General features: G+C 37.5%; 19 protein-coding genes. 18 read left to right on the forward strand and 1 reads right to left on the reverse strand.

What is annotated here, in order from left to right; genetic code table 11:
* The first annotated feature begins 15 nt into the window (after window positions 1-15).
* The 16 genes from QUE72_RS05965 to QUE72_RS06040 are packed head-to-tail and all read left to right on the forward strand — an operon-like array spanning window position 16 to window position 14,772.
* Window positions 16-474 carry a COG4648 family protein gene (locus QUE72_RS05965; RefSeq protein WP_407704955.1) on the forward strand — a complete coding sequence of 153 codons (459 nt, stop codon included), beginning with the start codon at window positions 16-18 and terminating at the stop codon, window positions 472-474.
* On the forward strand, window positions 461-1,795 hold the full coding sequence (locus QUE72_RS05970; protein WP_286272172.1) for an AMP-binding protein: 1,335 nt from the start codon (window positions 461-463) through the stop codon (window positions 1,793-1,795). Before QUE72_RS05965 ends, QUE72_RS05970 begins: the two co-directional genes overlap by 14 nt.
* Window positions 1,788-2,150, forward strand: coding sequence for an ApeI family dehydratase (locus QUE72_RS05975; protein WP_286272173.1), 363 nt, complete (start codon window positions 1,788-1,790; stop codon window positions 2,148-2,150). The genes QUE72_RS05970 and QUE72_RS05975 overlap by 8 nt, the downstream gene beginning before the upstream one ends.
* The gene (locus QUE72_RS05980) at window positions 2,151-2,885 is read left to right on the forward strand and encodes a glycosyltransferase family 2 protein (protein ID WP_286272175.1); all 735 of its coding nucleotides are present in this window, start codon (window positions 2,151-2,153) and stop codon (window positions 2,883-2,885) included. It begins immediately after the preceding gene.
* Window positions 2,882-3,835: an LpxL/LpxP family acyltransferase gene (locus tag QUE72_RS05985; RefSeq protein WP_286272176.1), complete on the forward strand. Its 954-nt coding sequence runs from the start codon at window positions 2,882-2,884 to the stop codon at window positions 3,833-3,835. Before QUE72_RS05980 ends, QUE72_RS05985 begins: the two co-directional genes overlap by 4 nt.
* Window positions 3,836-3,847: 12 nt before the next feature.
* Window positions 3,848-5,386, forward strand: coding sequence for an HAL/PAL/TAL family ammonia-lyase (locus QUE72_RS05990; protein WP_286272177.1), 1,539 nt, complete (start codon window positions 3,848-3,850; stop codon window positions 5,384-5,386).
* The gene (locus QUE72_RS05995; protein ID WP_286272179.1) at window positions 5,376-5,804 is read left to right on the forward strand and encodes an acyl-CoA thioesterase; all 429 of its coding nucleotides are present in this window, start codon (window positions 5,376-5,378) and stop codon (window positions 5,802-5,804) included. The genes QUE72_RS05990 and QUE72_RS05995 overlap by 11 nt, the downstream gene beginning before the upstream one ends.
* Window positions 5,792-6,361, forward strand: a complete 570-nt coding sequence (locus QUE72_RS06000; RefSeq protein WP_286272180.1) for an outer membrane lipoprotein carrier protein LolA — start codon at window positions 5,792-5,794, stop codon at window positions 6,359-6,361. Before QUE72_RS05995 ends, QUE72_RS06000 begins: the two co-directional genes overlap by 13 nt.
* 9 nt (window positions 6,362-6,370) lie before the next feature.
* Complete coding sequence (locus QUE72_RS06005; protein ID WP_286272181.1) at window positions 6,371-8,587, forward strand: MMPL family transporter; 2,217 nt, start codon at window positions 6,371-6,373, stop codon at window positions 8,585-8,587.
* A gap of 1 nt (window position 8,588) precedes the next feature.
* Entirely contained in the window at window positions 8,589-9,830 is a 1,242-nt protein-coding gene (locus QUE72_RS06010; protein WP_286272183.1) for an NAD(P)/FAD-dependent oxidoreductase, read from the forward strand.
* Window positions 9,815-10,363, forward strand: a complete 549-nt coding sequence (locus tag QUE72_RS06015) for a DUF3261 domain-containing protein (protein ID WP_286272184.1) — start codon at window positions 9,815-9,817, stop codon at window positions 10,361-10,363. Before QUE72_RS06010 ends, QUE72_RS06015 begins: the two co-directional genes overlap by 16 nt.
* Window positions 10,363-11,556, forward strand: coding sequence for a beta-ketoacyl-ACP synthase (locus QUE72_RS06020; RefSeq protein ID WP_286272185.1), 1,194 nt, complete (start codon window positions 10,363-10,365; stop codon window positions 11,554-11,556). The genes QUE72_RS06015 and QUE72_RS06020 overlap by 1 nt, the downstream gene beginning before the upstream one ends.
* Window positions 11,549-12,004: a hotdog family protein gene (locus tag QUE72_RS06025; protein WP_286272187.1), complete on the forward strand. Its 456-nt coding sequence runs from the start codon at window positions 11,549-11,551 to the stop codon at window positions 12,002-12,004. The genes QUE72_RS06020 and QUE72_RS06025 overlap by 8 nt, the downstream gene beginning before the upstream one ends.
* Window positions 12,001-12,726 (forward strand): 3-oxoacyl-ACP reductase FabG, encoded by a 726-nt coding sequence (gene fabG / locus QUE72_RS06030; protein ID WP_286272188.1) that lies wholly within the window; start codon window positions 12,001-12,003, stop codon window positions 12,724-12,726. Before QUE72_RS06025 ends, fabG begins: the two co-directional genes overlap by 4 nt.
* Complete coding sequence (locus QUE72_RS06035) at window positions 12,726-13,949, forward strand: beta-ketoacyl-ACP synthase (RefSeq protein ID WP_286272190.1); 1,224 nt, start codon at window positions 12,726-12,728, stop codon at window positions 13,947-13,949. Before fabG ends, QUE72_RS06035 begins: the two co-directional genes overlap by 1 nt.
* A gap of 7 nt (window positions 13,950-13,956) precedes the next feature.
* Complete coding sequence (locus tag QUE72_RS06040; RefSeq protein WP_286272192.1) at window positions 13,957-14,772, forward strand: MipA/OmpV family protein; 816 nt, start codon at window positions 13,957-13,959, stop codon at window positions 14,770-14,772.
* Window positions 14,773-14,831: 59 nt separating this feature from the next.
* Here QUE72_RS06040 and QUE72_RS06045 read toward each other — a convergent pair whose 3' ends face one another.
* Window positions 14,832-15,215 (reverse strand): hypothetical protein, encoded by a 384-nt coding sequence (locus tag QUE72_RS06045; protein WP_286272194.1) that lies wholly within the window; start codon window positions 15,213-15,215, stop codon window positions 14,832-14,834.
* A gap of 210 nt (window positions 15,216-15,425) precedes the next feature.
* Here QUE72_RS06045 and QUE72_RS06050 point away from each other — a divergent pair, with 210 nt between their 5' ends.
* Entirely contained in the window at window positions 15,426-15,860 is a 435-nt protein-coding gene (locus tag QUE72_RS06050; protein WP_286272196.1) for an excinuclease ABC subunit A, read from the forward strand.
* A 20-nt stretch (window positions 15,861-15,880) separates the two neighbouring features.
* Window positions 15,881-16,540 carry a 4'-phosphopantetheinyl transferase family protein gene (locus QUE72_RS06055; RefSeq protein ID WP_286272197.1) on the forward strand — a complete coding sequence of 220 codons (660 nt, stop codon included), beginning with the start codon at window positions 15,881-15,883 and terminating at the stop codon, window positions 16,538-16,540.
* Window positions 16,541-16,542: the final 2 nt, after the last annotated feature.

Here is a 16,542-nt window from a genome sequence, read left to right on the forward strand (position 1 = left end):
CTTGGTATTGCGCTTTTGAGTATCGTGCTCTTACGGTTTCAATTAGCTAAATCGTTGGCGAATAAAATGCCATGGTTGCCTGTGTCGACTATTTTAGGCGCATGCGTCATATTATTTTCTATCATTATCAATCAAGACAGCGGAATTTTATTTTATCCTGTTATTGTCAATGTTGCTTTGTTTTTGGCGTTCAGTTATTCGCTAATGAGAAAGCCTTGTGTGATTGAAACTTTCGCTCGAATAACAAATGATAATTTAAGTGAAAAGGCGGTTCACTATACTGAAAAGGTTACCAAGGTATGGTGCATTTTTTTTATTTTAAATGCTGCCATATCAACGTATACAACATTGTGCTTATCAAAAGAGGCGTGGATGCTGTATAACGGCTTTATCGCTTATATTGCTATGGCAATAGTGTTCTTAATAGAGTTATTGGTTAGGCGTTCAGTACAAAAAAACAATGAAAATAAATAAATTTATTGGTGAAAACCCTCAGTTGTTTTCTGGTCAATCGCAATATTCAAGTGATGACTTTCTTCGAGATATTGAACAATATCGACGGTTAATTAAAACGACCATTGCAAAACGTTCCTCGATAAAAGTTATGCTCTACGACGCCAATCTTTACCGATTTTTAGTGCGTTTTTTGGCATTGGGTATTGAAAATGTTCGCGTGATATTACCGCCTAACGAACAAATTGGTACGCTTGAAAACATCGCCGAATCTGCTGATTATACTGCTGGTAATATATCAATCAATGATATGCCTTCTATTGAAGGTGCGTGTTTATCGACTGAAAAAATATCAGCGCCAAGTTGGCCTGAAAGTGGCGAAGTTATTTTTTTTACTTCAGGTACATCGGGCAAACCAAAAGCTATTATCAAAGACTGGACATTATTAAATAAAGAATTGTTAACGCTAGAAAAACTGTTTCCAATGTCAGCTGAAAATGTGTTTGTTTCCACGGTTTCACACCAACATATTTATGGTTTGCTGTTTCGAGCACTTCTTCCGTTAAAAAAAGGTAATACCGTTTACCAAACCCATGAATTTCCAGAACATATAGCCAGCGTCATACGTCAACATAAACACGTGGTATTAGTTTCGAGCCCTGCGTTTTTATCTCGATTAGTTGAAGACAACGTTATCGCAACATATCAACATCATTTGCATGTTGTTTTTTGCTCAGGTGGAAAATTAGAGACTAGCCATGCGTTAAGCTTATTCGAACAATTTCACAAACCAATAACGCAAATTTATGGTAGTACAGAGTCAGGAGGAATTGCTTATCGACATGTTTGTAAACCGTCTGATGAACTCTGGCAGTTGTTCCCAGGTGTAGAATGTGACGTAGAATCTAGCTCTCATCGATTATTACTTCATTCCCCTTTTGTAAAAGAAGAGACAATACAACTTGATGATATTTGCCAAATAGAACAAGGAAAGTTACGGTTGTTAGGCAGGATAGATCGAACCATTAAGCTTGAAGAAAAACGTGTCAATTTAACTCACATGGAGCAGGTGTGTTGCCAGCATGAATGGACTGAAAGCGTTAAGCTTTTTGAATTAAAACAACAAAGAACAACTATTGCAGCTGTTGTGGTATTAAGCCCTTTGGGCAAACTTGCGCTAGCAGAACAAGGTTCACGAGGCGTAACAGTTCAATTAAAAATATTTTTACAACAATATTTTGAACGAGTTACGCTGCCACGTAAATGGCGCTTTGTAGAACACTTCCCTTATAATACACAGGGAAAATTACCAATGATTGAATTGGAGAAGCTGTTTGTCTAATTTAACAAATATTTTACCGAGTATTGATGAGTGTAGTGTTATTGATGATAGTGAAGTTTCAATAACACTAGTAGCTGATGAAAATATTGACTATTTTAAAGGGCACTTTCCACAAGCGTCAATTTTGCCAGGTGTTGTGCAGTTAGACTGGGCAATACATTATGCTCGAGAACATTTAGCGATTGCTGATTCGGCGGTTAGAAACCTAGAAGTGTTAAAGTTTCAAGAAGTGATCACGCCAAATATGAAAGTAACCCTATTGTTAACGCTAAAAAGCGCGCATAAATTTACCTTTAAGTACATCTCAACAAAAGGCACTCACGCTTCTGGGCGGATAGTATTAGAGGAAACCTAATTGCAATACTGTTTTGTGATACCTAATTATAACCACACTGAAAATTTAGCCAATCAAATTGCGACATTAGCAAAGTATGGCTTAGCTATTATCATGGTTAATGATGGTAGTGATTTGCAGGTAAAGTCAGACTTAGAAGAGCTTACTGCTCAAGAGCCGTTATTAACGTTATTACATCATGAAACCAACCAAGGCAAAGGTGGGGCTGTTCAAACTGGGCTAACATATGCATTGGCAGAAGGGTTTGATTATGCCATTCAAGTGGATGCAGACGGCCAACATTGTCTTGACGACATTCCCGCGTTAATTGCGTTATCTCAACAATTCCCTCATTCAGTCATTAGTGGAAAGCCTGTTTATGATGACTCTATCCCCAAGGTTCGTTACTTGGCGCGTTATATTACGCATTTTTGGGTGATAATCGAAACTCTTTCAACTTCATTAAAAGACACGATGTGCGGTTTTCGTGTATACCCATTAAAGGCAAGTGTTGCTTTGCTCGATAAAGTGGCAATCGGCAAGCGAATGGATTTTGATATTGAAATTTTAGTGCGGCTATATTGGCAAGGAACCAACACTCAATTTATAGCAACCAACGTTATTTATCCTCAAAACGGTGTTTCTCATTTTAAAGCGTTCGAAGACAATGCCAGAATTTCATGGATGCATACAAAATTATGCTTTGGTATGTTGCGTAGACTGCCCATGTTAATTGCGAGAAAACTTAAAAGATGAAACAAAGTAACCAACATTGGGCGAAAATGGAAGAAAGAGGCTCAAGGATTGGCTTAAAAATTCTTTTATGGGTTTATCGGTTATTTGGTAGAAGGCTATTATGGCTAGTACTTTTTCCTGTCGTGTTATTTATGTTCCTTACAGGAAGTAGAGCAAGGTTAGCGTCGTACCAGTTTTTTAAACAAGCGCATCGTGTCAATAGTGATGTGCCTAAGCCTAGTTTTTACACTAGTTTAAAACATTTTTGTCAATTTGCAGATTCAGCATTTGATAAGTTCGATGCATGGCTGAACAGAATAAAGCAACAAGATTTAACCTATAACGATAGCCAAGTATTTCCTAGGCTAGTAGAACGAAAGAAAGGGGCAATTTTTATCGGTTCACACCTAGGTAATTTAGAAGTATGTCGAGCATTAAGTTACGGAAAGTATACAACAAAAATTAATGTGCTTGTTTTTACTGACCATGCCGTAAAGTTTAACGAAATGCTGCAAAGTGTGAATGAAGGTGTTGCGATTAATTTGATCCAAGTTGGTGCTATGTCGCCCGCATTGGCCATTTCCCTTAAAGAAAAAGTCGACAATGGTGAAATGATAGTGATTGTTGGTGATAGAACTAGTGTTACTCAACAAAGTCGTGTGGAATATGTACCATTTTTAGGTAATGATGCTGCCTTTTCTCAAGGGCCGTTTATACTTGCCGCATTGTTAGATTGTCCAATTTATTGGTTTTTTTGTTTTAAAGAAAAGGGTGGTTTTCATGTTGTTTTTGAACATGTTAGCGACGGGCTTGCTTTGCCAAGAAAGCAGCGAAACATTATTTTAAAAGAGGTAATAACTGCATATGCTGAGCGATTAGCGTATTATGCGGTGCGTTATCCGTTTCAATGGTTTAATTTTTTTGATTTCTGGCAGAAAGATGAAACTGTAAGTAGAAGAAAAGAAAAATAAGTTAGGATAGAAATGAACTCAGTCGTATTTGGTCAAGGCAGACTAGCCATCGAAGATATCGTTGCAATTGCAACCGGTGATGTTGCTGTTGAAATTACTAACGATAAATATTTCGTTGAACGTATTGAGAGCGCTGTAACATTTTTAGACGCTTTATTAGCGGAAGATGGCGTGATTTATGGCGTTACCACCGGTTATGGTGACTCTGTTACTACTGAAATTCCTTTAGAGCTTGTGCAAGAGCTGCCGCTACATTTAACGCGTTTTCATGGTTGTGGCCTAGGTGATTTTTTTGATGAAACTCAAGGAAAAGCGATTTTAGCCACTAGATTAGCATCTTTAACTCAAGGGTATTCAGGTGTTAGTTGGGATTTACTCAATTTGCTGTCAACATTTATCAATGAAAATATTATTCCTGTAATCCCACAAGAAGGCTCTGTTGGTGCTAGTGGTGATCTTACTCCTTTATCGTACGTGGCTGGCGCGCTAATAGGTGAACGTGATGTTTATTATCAAGGCAAAGTAACAGCGAGTCGCGATATTTTAGAACAATTAGCTTTAACACCCATTACTTTACGCCCTAAAGAAGGGCTCGCGATCATGAATGGAACAGCTGTGATGACAGCCTTAGCGTGTTTAGCTTATGACCGTGCGCAATACTTAGCAAAAATGGCAGCTCGCATCACCTCTCTTTCTAGTATCGCGCTTAAAGGTAATAGTCACCATTTTGATGAAATTTTATTTTCGGTCAAACCTCATCAAGGTCAACAACTTGTTGCTAAACGAATCCGAGATGATTTAAATCATCATGAGCACCCACGAAATGCCGATAGGCTTCAAGATCGATATTCAATACGTTGTGCTCCGCATGTGATTGGTGTGTTGCAAGATAGCTTGCCATTTTTTAAAACCACCATTGAAAATGAATTAAACTCAGCAAATGACAATCCGATTATTGATGGCATAGGTGAACATGTACTTCATGGTGGGCACTTCTATGGTGGTCATATTGCAATGGTAATGGACAGTATGAAAACTGCCGTGGCGAACCTAGCTGATTTAGCTGATAGGCAGATTGCATCGTTAGTAGATACCCGTTACAACAATGGCTTACCAGCAAACCTTACTTCAAGTTGCGATCAACGTCGTTATATAAACCATGGCCTTAAAGCAGTACAAATAGGAGCCTCTGCTTACACAGCAGAAGCATTGAAATTAACAATGCCCGCCAGTGTGTTTTCTCGATCTACAGAGTGTCATAATCAAGATAAAGTCAGCATGGGCACCATTGCTGCGCGAGATGGCTTACGTGTTTTGCAATTAACAGAGCAAGTATTAGCAAGTACATTACTGGCAGCTGTGCAGGGAATTCGTATTAGATTAGCAAATAATGAGCTTACCTTAGATTCATTATCGCCTAGCCTGATTACTATGTATCAAGACATTGCAAATTATTTTCCTGATTTATCAGAAGATAGACCTTTAGACAGTATGCTAAGACAAACGATCAGTCATATTCAAACCCAACGTTGGCCTTTATATGAAGAGTAAAGATGCGTTAATCAGTGCTTATGCGGAAATAGACATACCTTTTCAAGATTGTGACCCTATGCAGGTTGTTTGGCATGGTAATTATGCTCGCTACTTAGAAGAAGCGCGTAGAGAGCTATTACGTAAAATTGATTATGACTATTTGCAAATGCAAGCGTCAGGTTTTATGTGGCCGATTATTGATATGCGATTAAAGTATGTAAATTCCGCATACTTTTCTCAGTTGATCCGAGTTGATGCTTACTTAAAAGAGTACGAGTCTCGAATAAAAATAGACTATATTATCTCTGACGCAAAAACGGGGCAAAAATTAACAAAAGCTTATACCATTCAAGTTGCCGTTGAAATTGACACAGGAGAAATGCAATTTGAAAGTCCGACAATATTTAAAGAAAAAATACTACCATGGTTAAGTTAATTTATTTTTTTTGCTTGTTATTGCTTAGCGCATGGTCGCAGCCGCTGCACAGCTTCGAGCTTAATGCAGAGCAAGCGATGAATATTTTATCAATGCCAATGGAAAAAAATACTCACGGTACCTTTAAACAAAAGAAGTATTTTAACGTGTTAGCCAACCCTTTTATGTCTTCTGGTTATTACCGCCAAACAGACAGCAAGTTTACATGGGAGACGACTAAACCTGTACATAGTACATTAATCTTTGATGGCGTGAAGCTTTGGCAGCAGAATGGTTCAGAAGAAAAGGTAGAACTGCCATTAGCCAATCATTATATTAAGGTGGTTAAAGCCTTAATTAATGGTGATTTAATAGCGTTAAAAGCATTTTTTGCTTTTAATAAAAGTAAAATAAGCAATTGCGTTATATTGTCGCCATTGGATGATAAAATTGCTTTAATCGGTCAAACAATTCATCTTTGTTACCAAGATAAACACCTCTCAATTCGTATAAATGAAAAAAGCGGTAATTACACTGAACTGTTGATGACACCTGCTGATAAAAGCGTTGTTAAGTAAAGAGCTGTGATGAAAAAGCATACCGGGCTATTAATTGTACAAATGTTTGCTACAGTAATGATGTTACTGTTTTTAGTTCGACAAGGTGTTGATGTTAAAGCAGATATATTAAGTACTTTACCGGCTTCTGACTATCCTGAATTTGTTATTGATGCGGAACAAAAATTGTTCCAGCGTTCCGCTAACCAATTGATTATCTCTTTTTCTGGCGAAGACAAAGTCAAAGCGTATCAACGTATGTTGTCTGATATTCAACAAAAAGGTTGGCAGGTTAGCTTACCTAATAAAGAGAAAATCAGTCAGTTGTCGAATTTTTATACGCAGCATGTTGGTAGTGTACTTTCCAACGATTTTCGAGAACATCTATCAACGATAAAGAGTTATCAACAATATTTTAACCAACAGCTTGCTCAAATATCCAACCCAATTGTCAGCCAAACCTTTGCAAATGATCCCAGTCTTGCCACGTCGAGTTTTATTCATGAAAGGCTGAACCAGTACTCTTCAATATCGGTAAAAGACAATTACTTTATTGCATTAAATTCAACGAAACAGCCTATTTTACTTTTTGTTGAAGTTGAGACTGCAGAAAAAGCGTTAGTTAATATCGATCAAGCAATAGCTGCAGCAGAACACGTTAATCAGTTAGTGAACGAAACATTATTGCAGTATCCGAAAGTAACCATTAAAACTTCTGGAATTTTATTACATACTGCTGAAAATGCTGCAAACGCTAAATGGGAAATGAGTGTTTTTGGCAGCTTGAGTCTTTTAGCAACTGTCATATTAGTTGTTTGGGCATTTCATTCAGTTATTCCTGTTTTTTGGATTATGCTGACGGTGAGTAATGCATTTTTAGTTGGGCTTTGTGCGCTTTTATGGAGCTTTGCGTCAATACATGTGATCACTCTCGTGTTTGGGGTAACGTTAATTGGCTTAACGGTTGATTATTGCTTACATGTATTAACGAGTAAGTATGGAGTTCATAAACATAGGGTAGGGAAGACACTCTGTTTTGCCTTAATCACCACCTTAATTTGCTATAGCTTATTTTATTTTACCCCGTTAATGATATTAAAACAGGTTGCCGTATTCGTAAGTTTTGGATTAATAGCCGCTTATTTTACTAGCTTATGGTTAGAAAGGTTGTTATTTTCTCAAGATTTAAAGCAATCGTCAGTTCGCTTATTAAGTACAAAAACATTAAAACCATTACTATTAAAACTACAACCGGCTATTTTAGTGGCCATTAGCATAGTGATTGTAGCTTCAATAGTTAAACCGCTACAATTTGACGATAATGTTGCGTCATTAAATGCCAGCTCTGATGAGCTTTTGGATGCTGAACGTTATCACTTTGAGTTGCTTAATCAACAGTCAGTTCATCGAGTATTCATCCACGCGACTTCAATTGAAGCATTATTACAAAAAGAAGAGGCGATAGCTGCTCATTTACGTACTACATATCCTTTAATTAACATCAATAAATTAAGTGACTGGCTACCTTCTAAAGCACAGCAAAACATTAATTTTCAACGTATTGAAAAAGCGCAGCAAGGCGGTGTTTTTTCATTGTTGACACAAGCGGTACCAACTTTTCAACTACCCGAACAAGTATCTTACTTAACCGTTAATGCTTTTATTCAAAAGCTAGGTAAACAATACCTTAACCACCTATATGTTGACGATATTAACGGTCATGTATCGGTAATGGAACTGAGTGGGACATCTAAATCGGCAGTTTCTACGTTCTTAGCGGATAAAAAGGATGTGGTTTTATTTGATAAACAATCGTCGTTAACTGATGTTATTCAGCACTTTAGACAAACACTAAGTTATTGGCTTTTTGCTGCTATAGCTGTGATTTTGATATTGTTATTAATACGATATGAATTAAAAACTACGCTAAAAGCTGCGTTGGTTATTGTAGCTGCAACATATAGTGCATTATATCTTTCACAATTACGCGATGGTGCTATCTCTATTTTTAATTTATTGAGTGCAATGCTACTGATTGGTTTAGCCGTTGATTACTTAATTTTTTATCGTGAACGGCAATTAAGTCAAGCAAACCTTTTAGCCGTGAGTCTATCTGCTGCTTCGTCTTTATTGGTTTTTGGCATGTTAGCATTTAGTCAAACTCCGGCGATATACAGCTTTGGCTTAACTGTAACCTTAGGGTTGTTCTTGATTTATATATTGGCGCCAATTGTGGCAAAGGAATAAAATGAAAGTTGAACATGTTGATGTCATCATTATAGGCGCCGGTCCAGCAGGTGCAGTGGCTGGAGCAATGCTTGCAAATTTAAACCATAAAGTGTTAATTATTGAAAAGGAGCATTTTCCTCGTTTTTCTATCGGTGAAAGCCTATTGCCTCAATGTATGGCATTTATCAAACAAGCAGGTTTATTAGAAAATATTGAAACATCAGCTGATGATTTGGCGTTTCAATTTAAAAATGGTGCAGCATTTTTTCACCAAGACAAATACACTGATTTTGATTTTACGGAAAAATTTACACCGGGCCCTGGTACGACTTATCAGATTAAACGTGCCGGTTTTGATAAGCTACTGGCCGATGGCGCTAAGCAAAAAGGGGTAGATATTCGCTATGGCGAATTAGTCAAAAAAGTTGATGTAGAATGTGATAACCCGACGGTAGATATTCAAACTGACACTGGTGAAGAGTATCAAGTTACAGGTAAGTTTTTATTAGATGCGAGCGGCTTTGGGCGGGTATTACCTCGATTATTGCAGTTAGAAACACCGTCCAACTTTCCTGTTAGACAATCCTATTTTACTCATGTTAAAGACAACATAACCGATAAAAACTTCGACAGAAATAAAATTTTAATTACTGTGCATCCAAACTATAAAGATATTTGGTATTGGTTAATTCCATTCGCAGACGGTACCGCAAGTGTTGGCGTAGTAGGCGAGCCATCAATGTTTGATCAACAGTTAACTGCAAACCAATTACTACAGTCTTTTATTGAACAAACACCCAATCTGAAACATTTGTTAAACAATGCAAGCTTTATTTCAGATGCGCGAGTCATTAAAGGCTATGCTGCAAATGTTGATTGTTTATATGGTGATAATTATGCATTACTTGGAAATGCAGGTGAATTTTTAGATCCAGTTTTTTCTTCCGGGGTCACCATTGCAATGAAGTCAGCATCTTTAATTGCACCTGTCGTTGATAAGAAAATAAATGGTAAACGTGTTGATATTGAAAATGAATTTGCTGTACCGCTAAAAAAAGGTATTGATTGTTTTAAAACGTTTGTGAGTGCATGGTATGACGGACGCTTTCAAGATGTGATCTTTTTTGAACAACAAGAGCCGCACGTAAAAGCGATGATCAGTTCTATTTTGGCTGGGTACGCATGGGATGACAATAACCCCTATGTTGTACAAAGTGAAAGACGATTAAATGTATTGGTAAAGTTATGCAACGATATTTAGTCACCATCATATTAACTCTGCTATTTTCCTGTTCAACTACCCAACAGCCCGCTGAAGTATCTATCGCCAAAGATATAGCGTTAAAGTTGCAGTCTGTAGATGAAGAAGTGAAATACTACCAGCAAGCTTTATTAACGGTAACGATGCAAGAACAACAACATAACATGTTAGTGAACACTGAATACACGCAAGGTAAATTGGCGATAGTTGCAGTGTCATTACAAGGCATGCCGTTGTTCGAATTAACGCACGATGATTTTGGGTACGTTGATATAAAACGATATATACCACTTGATATTGAGCCCGCTCATATTTTAGCTGATATGCAGTTGATCCAAATACCAGTAAATAAACTATCATCTCGGTTAATTGGTGGTCGGATCGAAGAAGTGCAAAACGCCGAAAATAGGGTTAGAACCCTGTATTTTCATCAACAACCGGTGATTGAAGTTACGTATTTTGACAGTGTAATCGAGTTTCATCACTTGCAACGACAATACAAAATGACGATTAAAAAGTTAAAGGCGCACTAATGAGCTATTTACATGATTTAGGCATCGTTTGCTCGCTAGGTAATAATAAAGAACAGGTGTTTAATTCACTTATCAATCAACCAAAGAAAGAGTATTTGACGCCCTGGCAGCAAGCGGTCGATTCCGACAAAGTCTTTCATTGTGGTCAAGTGCAGTTAAATACAGGTGAAATGCCTGATCTATCAAGTTTCCCATTACAGTTTCAAAGTAGAAATAACCAACTTGCGTTATTAGCATACCAACAGATTGAAGTAACCGTTAAACGGCTATTAAATGGTATTTGTTCATCTCGTATTGCGGTTGTGTTAGGAACAAGTACTTCTGGGATCAAAGAAGGTGAAGCTGCTCGAGCAGCGCATAAAAATGTAAATAGTTGGCCAGAAAATTATCACTATAGCGTGCAAGAAATGGTATCTCCTGCTGATTTTATCGCCGAAATAACAGGTGCCAAAGGGCCAGTGTATACTATTTCTACTGCTTGTAGCTCGAGTGCTAAATCACTTGCGAGTGCGAGAAGTTTACTTAACAGTGACTTGGTTGATATGGTAATTTGCGGTGGCGTCGATACGTTAAGCCATTTACCGAATAACGGTTTTAATTCTTTAGAATCAATAGCAAAACAATTCTGTAATCCTTTATCAGCTGAACGTGATGGCATTAATATTGGTGAAGGCGCAGCATTATTTGTTATGGCGAAACAGTCTGCGAAAATTAAATTGAAGGGGGTTGGTGAAACATCGGATGCTTATCATATATCAGCGCCTCACCCAGAGGGGAAAGGTGCGAAAACGGCAATGATACAAGCACTAAATGATGCGGTATTAACGGCGGACAACATTCATTATATAAACCTTCACGGTACAGCAACGATTAAAAATGATCAGATGGAAGCTCAGGCAGTTTCTGACGTTTTTGGCACTAAAGTACCTTGCAGTTCAACTAAGCGCTTTACTGGTCATACATTAGGAGCCGCTGGAGGGATTGAAGCTGGTTTATTGTGGTTGCTGTTATCATCAAAAAATATTGAACAAAAAATTCCTGTTAATAAAAGCGATTTTGGAATAGATGCGAACCTTGATAAAGTTGGCATTGCACAAGGTGAACGTTGTGTTTCGTTAGAGAATGTTTTATCAAACTCCTTTGCGTTTGGTGGGAATAACATCAGTATTATTTTAGGTAAAGAAAATGAATAAATACGCGATTGAAGCATTAATCGCTCATCGAGAACCTATGATCTTAATTTCTCGACTTATCGATTTTGGCGAAACACACGCAACATGCGAAGTGGATATAACGAAAGATTCGGCTTTTTATCAACCTGACAGTAACGGTGTACAAAGTTATATTGGTATTGAATATATGGCGCAAGCTATTGCGGCTTTTGCAGGTATTAAAGCACTAGAACAAGGAAAACCCGTAGATATAGGTTTTTTATTGGGAAGCAGGAAATATCAATGCTACCAAACATGCTTCAAGCTAAATGAAACCTACCAAATATCAATTGAAGAATTATATAAAGAAACATCAGGATTAAGCGTGTTTGAATGTGAAATCTCATTAGGTGAGCATATTATTGCGCAAGCAAAAGTTAATGCGTTTCAACCAGAAAACCCGAGAGAATTTTTAAAGGAACAACAATGAATAAACGTGTGCTAGTAACAGGTTCAAGTCGTGGTATAGGACGTGAAATAGCATTAAAGCTCGCTGAGCTGGGGTTTGATATCACTGTACACTGCCGCAGTCAAAAAGCGAAAGCAGAGGAAGTCGCGTCAGATATTATAAAACTTGGCCGTAATGCAACGGTATTACAATTTGATGTTTGTGATAGGGCGTTAGCAAAAAGCACAATCGAAAATGATATTGCAGCATTTGGTGCATACTATGGAGTTGTTTGTAATGCAGGCATAACCCGTGATATGGCTTTTCCAGCAATGGGTGGTGATGACTGGGACGACGTAATTAAAACGGGTTTAGAAGGTTTTTATAATGTTGTTCATCCAACGGTGATGCCAATGGTACAAGCTCGAAAAGGCGGACGTATCATTACCATGGCTTCCGTTTCCGGTATTGCTGGTAATCGAGGGCAAGTAAATTATAGTGCCGCAAAAGCGGGAGTGATTGGCGCGACAAAAGCGCTAGCGTTAGAGCTAGCCAAGCGAAAAATTACCGTTAATTGTGTAGCACCAGGGTTAATTGAAACCGAAATGACCGCTGCTTTACCCTTGGATGACATGTTAAAACTAATACCGTTAAAGCGAGCAGGAAAGGCAAAAGAAGTTGCTGGCGCAGTAGCTTTCCTCATGTCAGATGACGCCGCTTATATCACAAGACAAGTGTTATCGGTTAATGGTGGGCTTATATAATGAAGCGTGTTGTGGTAACAGGAATGTCAGCAATTACAGCGTTAGGGCAAGATTGGCAAAGCTTTAAATCAGCGCTTAATCAAGGCGAAAGTGCTGTCGTTAATATGCCAGAGTGGGATTTCGTAGAAGGTCTGAATACGCGAATTGCTGCACCGGTAAAAGACTTTGAAAAACCTAAACATTATAAGCGACAAAAAGTACGCTCAATGGGGCGAGTGTCTTTAATGGCAACCGTTGCAACAGAACGAGCGATAGCACAAGCTAAATTGAGTGATGCGCCTTGTTTAACTGATGGTTCAACGGGGATCGCGTATGGGTCATCAACAGGTTCAACATCGCCGATAGTTCCTTTTGGTAACTTAATGAAAAACGGCGAAATGAATGGCGTTACTGCCACAAGTTATATCCAAATGATGGCACATACCACTGCGGTGAATGTGGGAGTGTTTTTTGAGTTAAAAGGGAGAACAATTACTACTAGCTCTGCATGTACTTCTGGTTCTCAAGGCATCGGCTATGCCTATGAAGCAATAAAGTATGGTAAACAAAAGGTGATGGTAGCTGGTGGGGCTGAAGAACTCTGCGTAACTGAAGCTGCTGTATTTGATACTTTATTTGCTACGAGTGTGAAAAACGACACACCGAAAAAAACACCACGACCGTTTGAACAAAGTAGAGATGGTCTTGTCATTGGTGAAGGGGCATGTACGTTAATTTTAGAAGAGTTAGAACATGCTAAAGCGCGAGGGGCCACTATCTTAGCTGAGCTTGTTGGTTACGGTACGAATGCTGATGGTGTTCATGTTACTCAACCAACTCAAGAAACTATGACAGCAGCTATCAACTTAGCACTTGAAGACGCCGATCTTTGTGCGAAAGATATCGGTTATGTTAATGCACACGGCACGGCTACAGAACGTGGTGATATTGCGGAGTCATTTGCAACAGAACATGTTTTTGGTCAAGTGCCTATCAGCTCATTAAAAAGCTATTTGGGGCATACCTTAGGTGCGTGTGGTGCGATTGAAGCCTGGGCTTGCATTAACATGATGAATGATAAGTGGTTTGCACCTACGCTGAATTTAGATGAAATTGATAAGAACTGTGCGTCATTAGATTATATTCGAGACGATGCTAGGCAGATTGATACGCAATACGTCATGAGTAATAATTTTGCCTTTGGTGGGATAAACACTTCACTTATTTTTAAAAAGTGGTCGTGAGTAAGTAATGAGATCCTTAACATGTTTTATTTTATTGATACTATTAATTTTTGTTAGCACTAATAGTTATTCAACGCCAAAGAATAAACCCATATTTGAGTATGGTGCAGGCGTTTTTGCATTGTCTACGCCGCAATACGCTGGTGCTCAGTCACGAAAAAACTACCTAGTGCCTTTACCATATTTTTATTATCAAAATGAACATATTAAGGTTAATCGTGAAGGGCTTTTAGGCCGCTTGTGGCAATTGGAAAATATCACACTCGACTTTTCATTTTCAGCCAATATTCCAGTGGAAAGTGCTGAAGTTGATCTTAGAAAAGGAATGCCAGATATCGACTGGACATTTCAAGCGGGCCCCGCGATTAAGTATTACCTAACGGGGAAGCAATATGCTTCTGAAAAATCATACCTTGAGATTTTTAGTCGAAAAGTGTTGATGACTGATTTTAGTTACATTGATGACGCTGGTTGGCAATATGGTGCTTCTTATTTAGCACAATCACTGATAGAAAATAAATTCAACGCAAATGTGACTTGGCAAAACCGTTTAACGGTAAATTTTGCTACAGACGACTTTCATCAATTGTATTATGGTGTAGATAAAAAATATCAATCTAATACTCGTCAAGCCTTCACTTCACAAGGAGGTTATTTACATACAAGTATTTCTTCAGGTGTTGTTTATCGCAAGGGCAGTTTATGGTTGGCTGGCTTTATGATGTATCGTAATCTTCATGGGATGAGAAATGAAAAGAGTCCTTTAGTTGAGAGAAAAGATAGTATGTCCATAGGGGTAGGTATAGCTTGGATAATGCGTTAAGAAGGTTTTTTGATGAGAGGCTTTAAAGCAAAGGCACTTCAATAAAGTGCCTTCTGAACTTAGCGATTAGCCAATAAGGCATTTCGTTCAATTTCGGCAGCTAGCAGCTTAATCCACTTATTGTAGTTACGGTGAATTTTGTTTTTAGATGAAGAGTAATCTAAGTTGTCGCTGTTTTGATAATCGATAGAATAATCACTGTTGTTATAGGTGATTTTAATTTCTGCATAATGATCGCGAACATCAATGCCTGCAATAATGTTGTTATCGTTGGTTTTCAGTACCCGCCATCGTTTATATAATAAAGCATCAATAATCGATTTTTTCATTGTTTCATTATTGATATTAACAGGGACACTTGCTTTTGTATTATAAATCGCTTGAGAAGTTTTACATCCGACAAGAGTAAGTGTGACTAAGATGGAAAATATAATATATTTCATGAATTTCCTTCTGAATATTCCATATGGTTAAAAAACAGTTATTATAACGATATTTCTTACGGATGTAATTTATATAAGTTATTGATTTATATTTTCAAAAAAATAATCATGAAATAACAAAAATATATAATAAATAATTCATTGCCGCTATATTTACTGAATATTTATAACGACATCTATGTGTATTTTTAAAGGAATGAGGGAGCCCCAATGAAATTAACGTTTTTATTAGCTAGCTTGTTAACTGTGTTAGTTATTTTTCAAGCCAAAGCTGCAGACAGAATTGATTCATATTCAATAGAGAAGTTGTTAGATAGTACTAAAGCTAAAGACGCATTAAATAGTAATGTAAAACTATACTTTGGTAATCAAAGCTTTGGCGATTCTCAAGAAACCTATGGTGAAGTGATGACCAATAAAAAAACCAATGCGTTTATGAAGTCTGATCAAGAGGCATGTGAGTGGGTAATGCTTTCAGCATTAAAAGCATTGCAAGCGCGAGCATTAAAAGAAGGGATGAATGCTGTTGTTGGTATTGAGTCTTATTATAAAAAGCGTGAGTTTGTCAGTGAAACACACTTTGAGTGTGGCGCAGGTGCTATTTTGGCAGGGGTAACGTTAAAAGGCACGTTAGTCAAACTATAAGGGTTAAGGACTGTTTATTTTTGTTCAATAAAGCTCAAGTGTTAGCATCGGATTTTCTTGTCATTAACACCATTAATTATGCCGTTCCTTCTTCATTAGAGCATCGCTTATTTGATTCTGAACGTGAACAATTGTTATTAAAACGATCAGTAAAATCGAAGTTAACCTTTCTTCGAAGTCGTGCATTAATTAAACAATACGTTGGTCTTTGTTTTGATTGTGCAAATGAAGATGTTGAGGTTGTTTTTAACCATCAAGAACAGTGTTTGCATGCACTTTATGATTCTAAACTTGTTTGTCGAGTATCATTAAGTCATTCAGGTAGTGCAATTGCTATCGCATTACAGTTATCTGAAAAGCCTTTTATTTTTGGCATTGATATTGAAAATAAAACCAAAAAAAGAGATTTTGAAAGTTTGGCAAAAACGTGTTTGAGCGTTAAAGAACAAGAAAATTTACGGTTAAACTTAAATGATTCTGTAGCGTTTTATCGTCAATGGACTTTAAAGGAAGCGTTGATGAAAGCTACTGGGCAACCATTATCAACATTATTTTCAATCGATAGCGATAAAATATTGTTAGCACAATCGTTAACATCGATTAGCTTTGATTTACATGAGTATGTTGGTACGTTTGTTTGCACGAAACAAGCAAGTTATAAGTTTATTGAGATCAATTAACG

The sequence above is a fragment of the Thalassotalea hakodatensis genome (genome assembly GCF_030295995.1).
Taxonomy (GTDB): Bacteria; Pseudomonadota; Gammaproteobacteria; order Enterobacterales; family Alteromonadaceae; genus Thalassotalea_C; species Thalassotalea_C hakodatensis.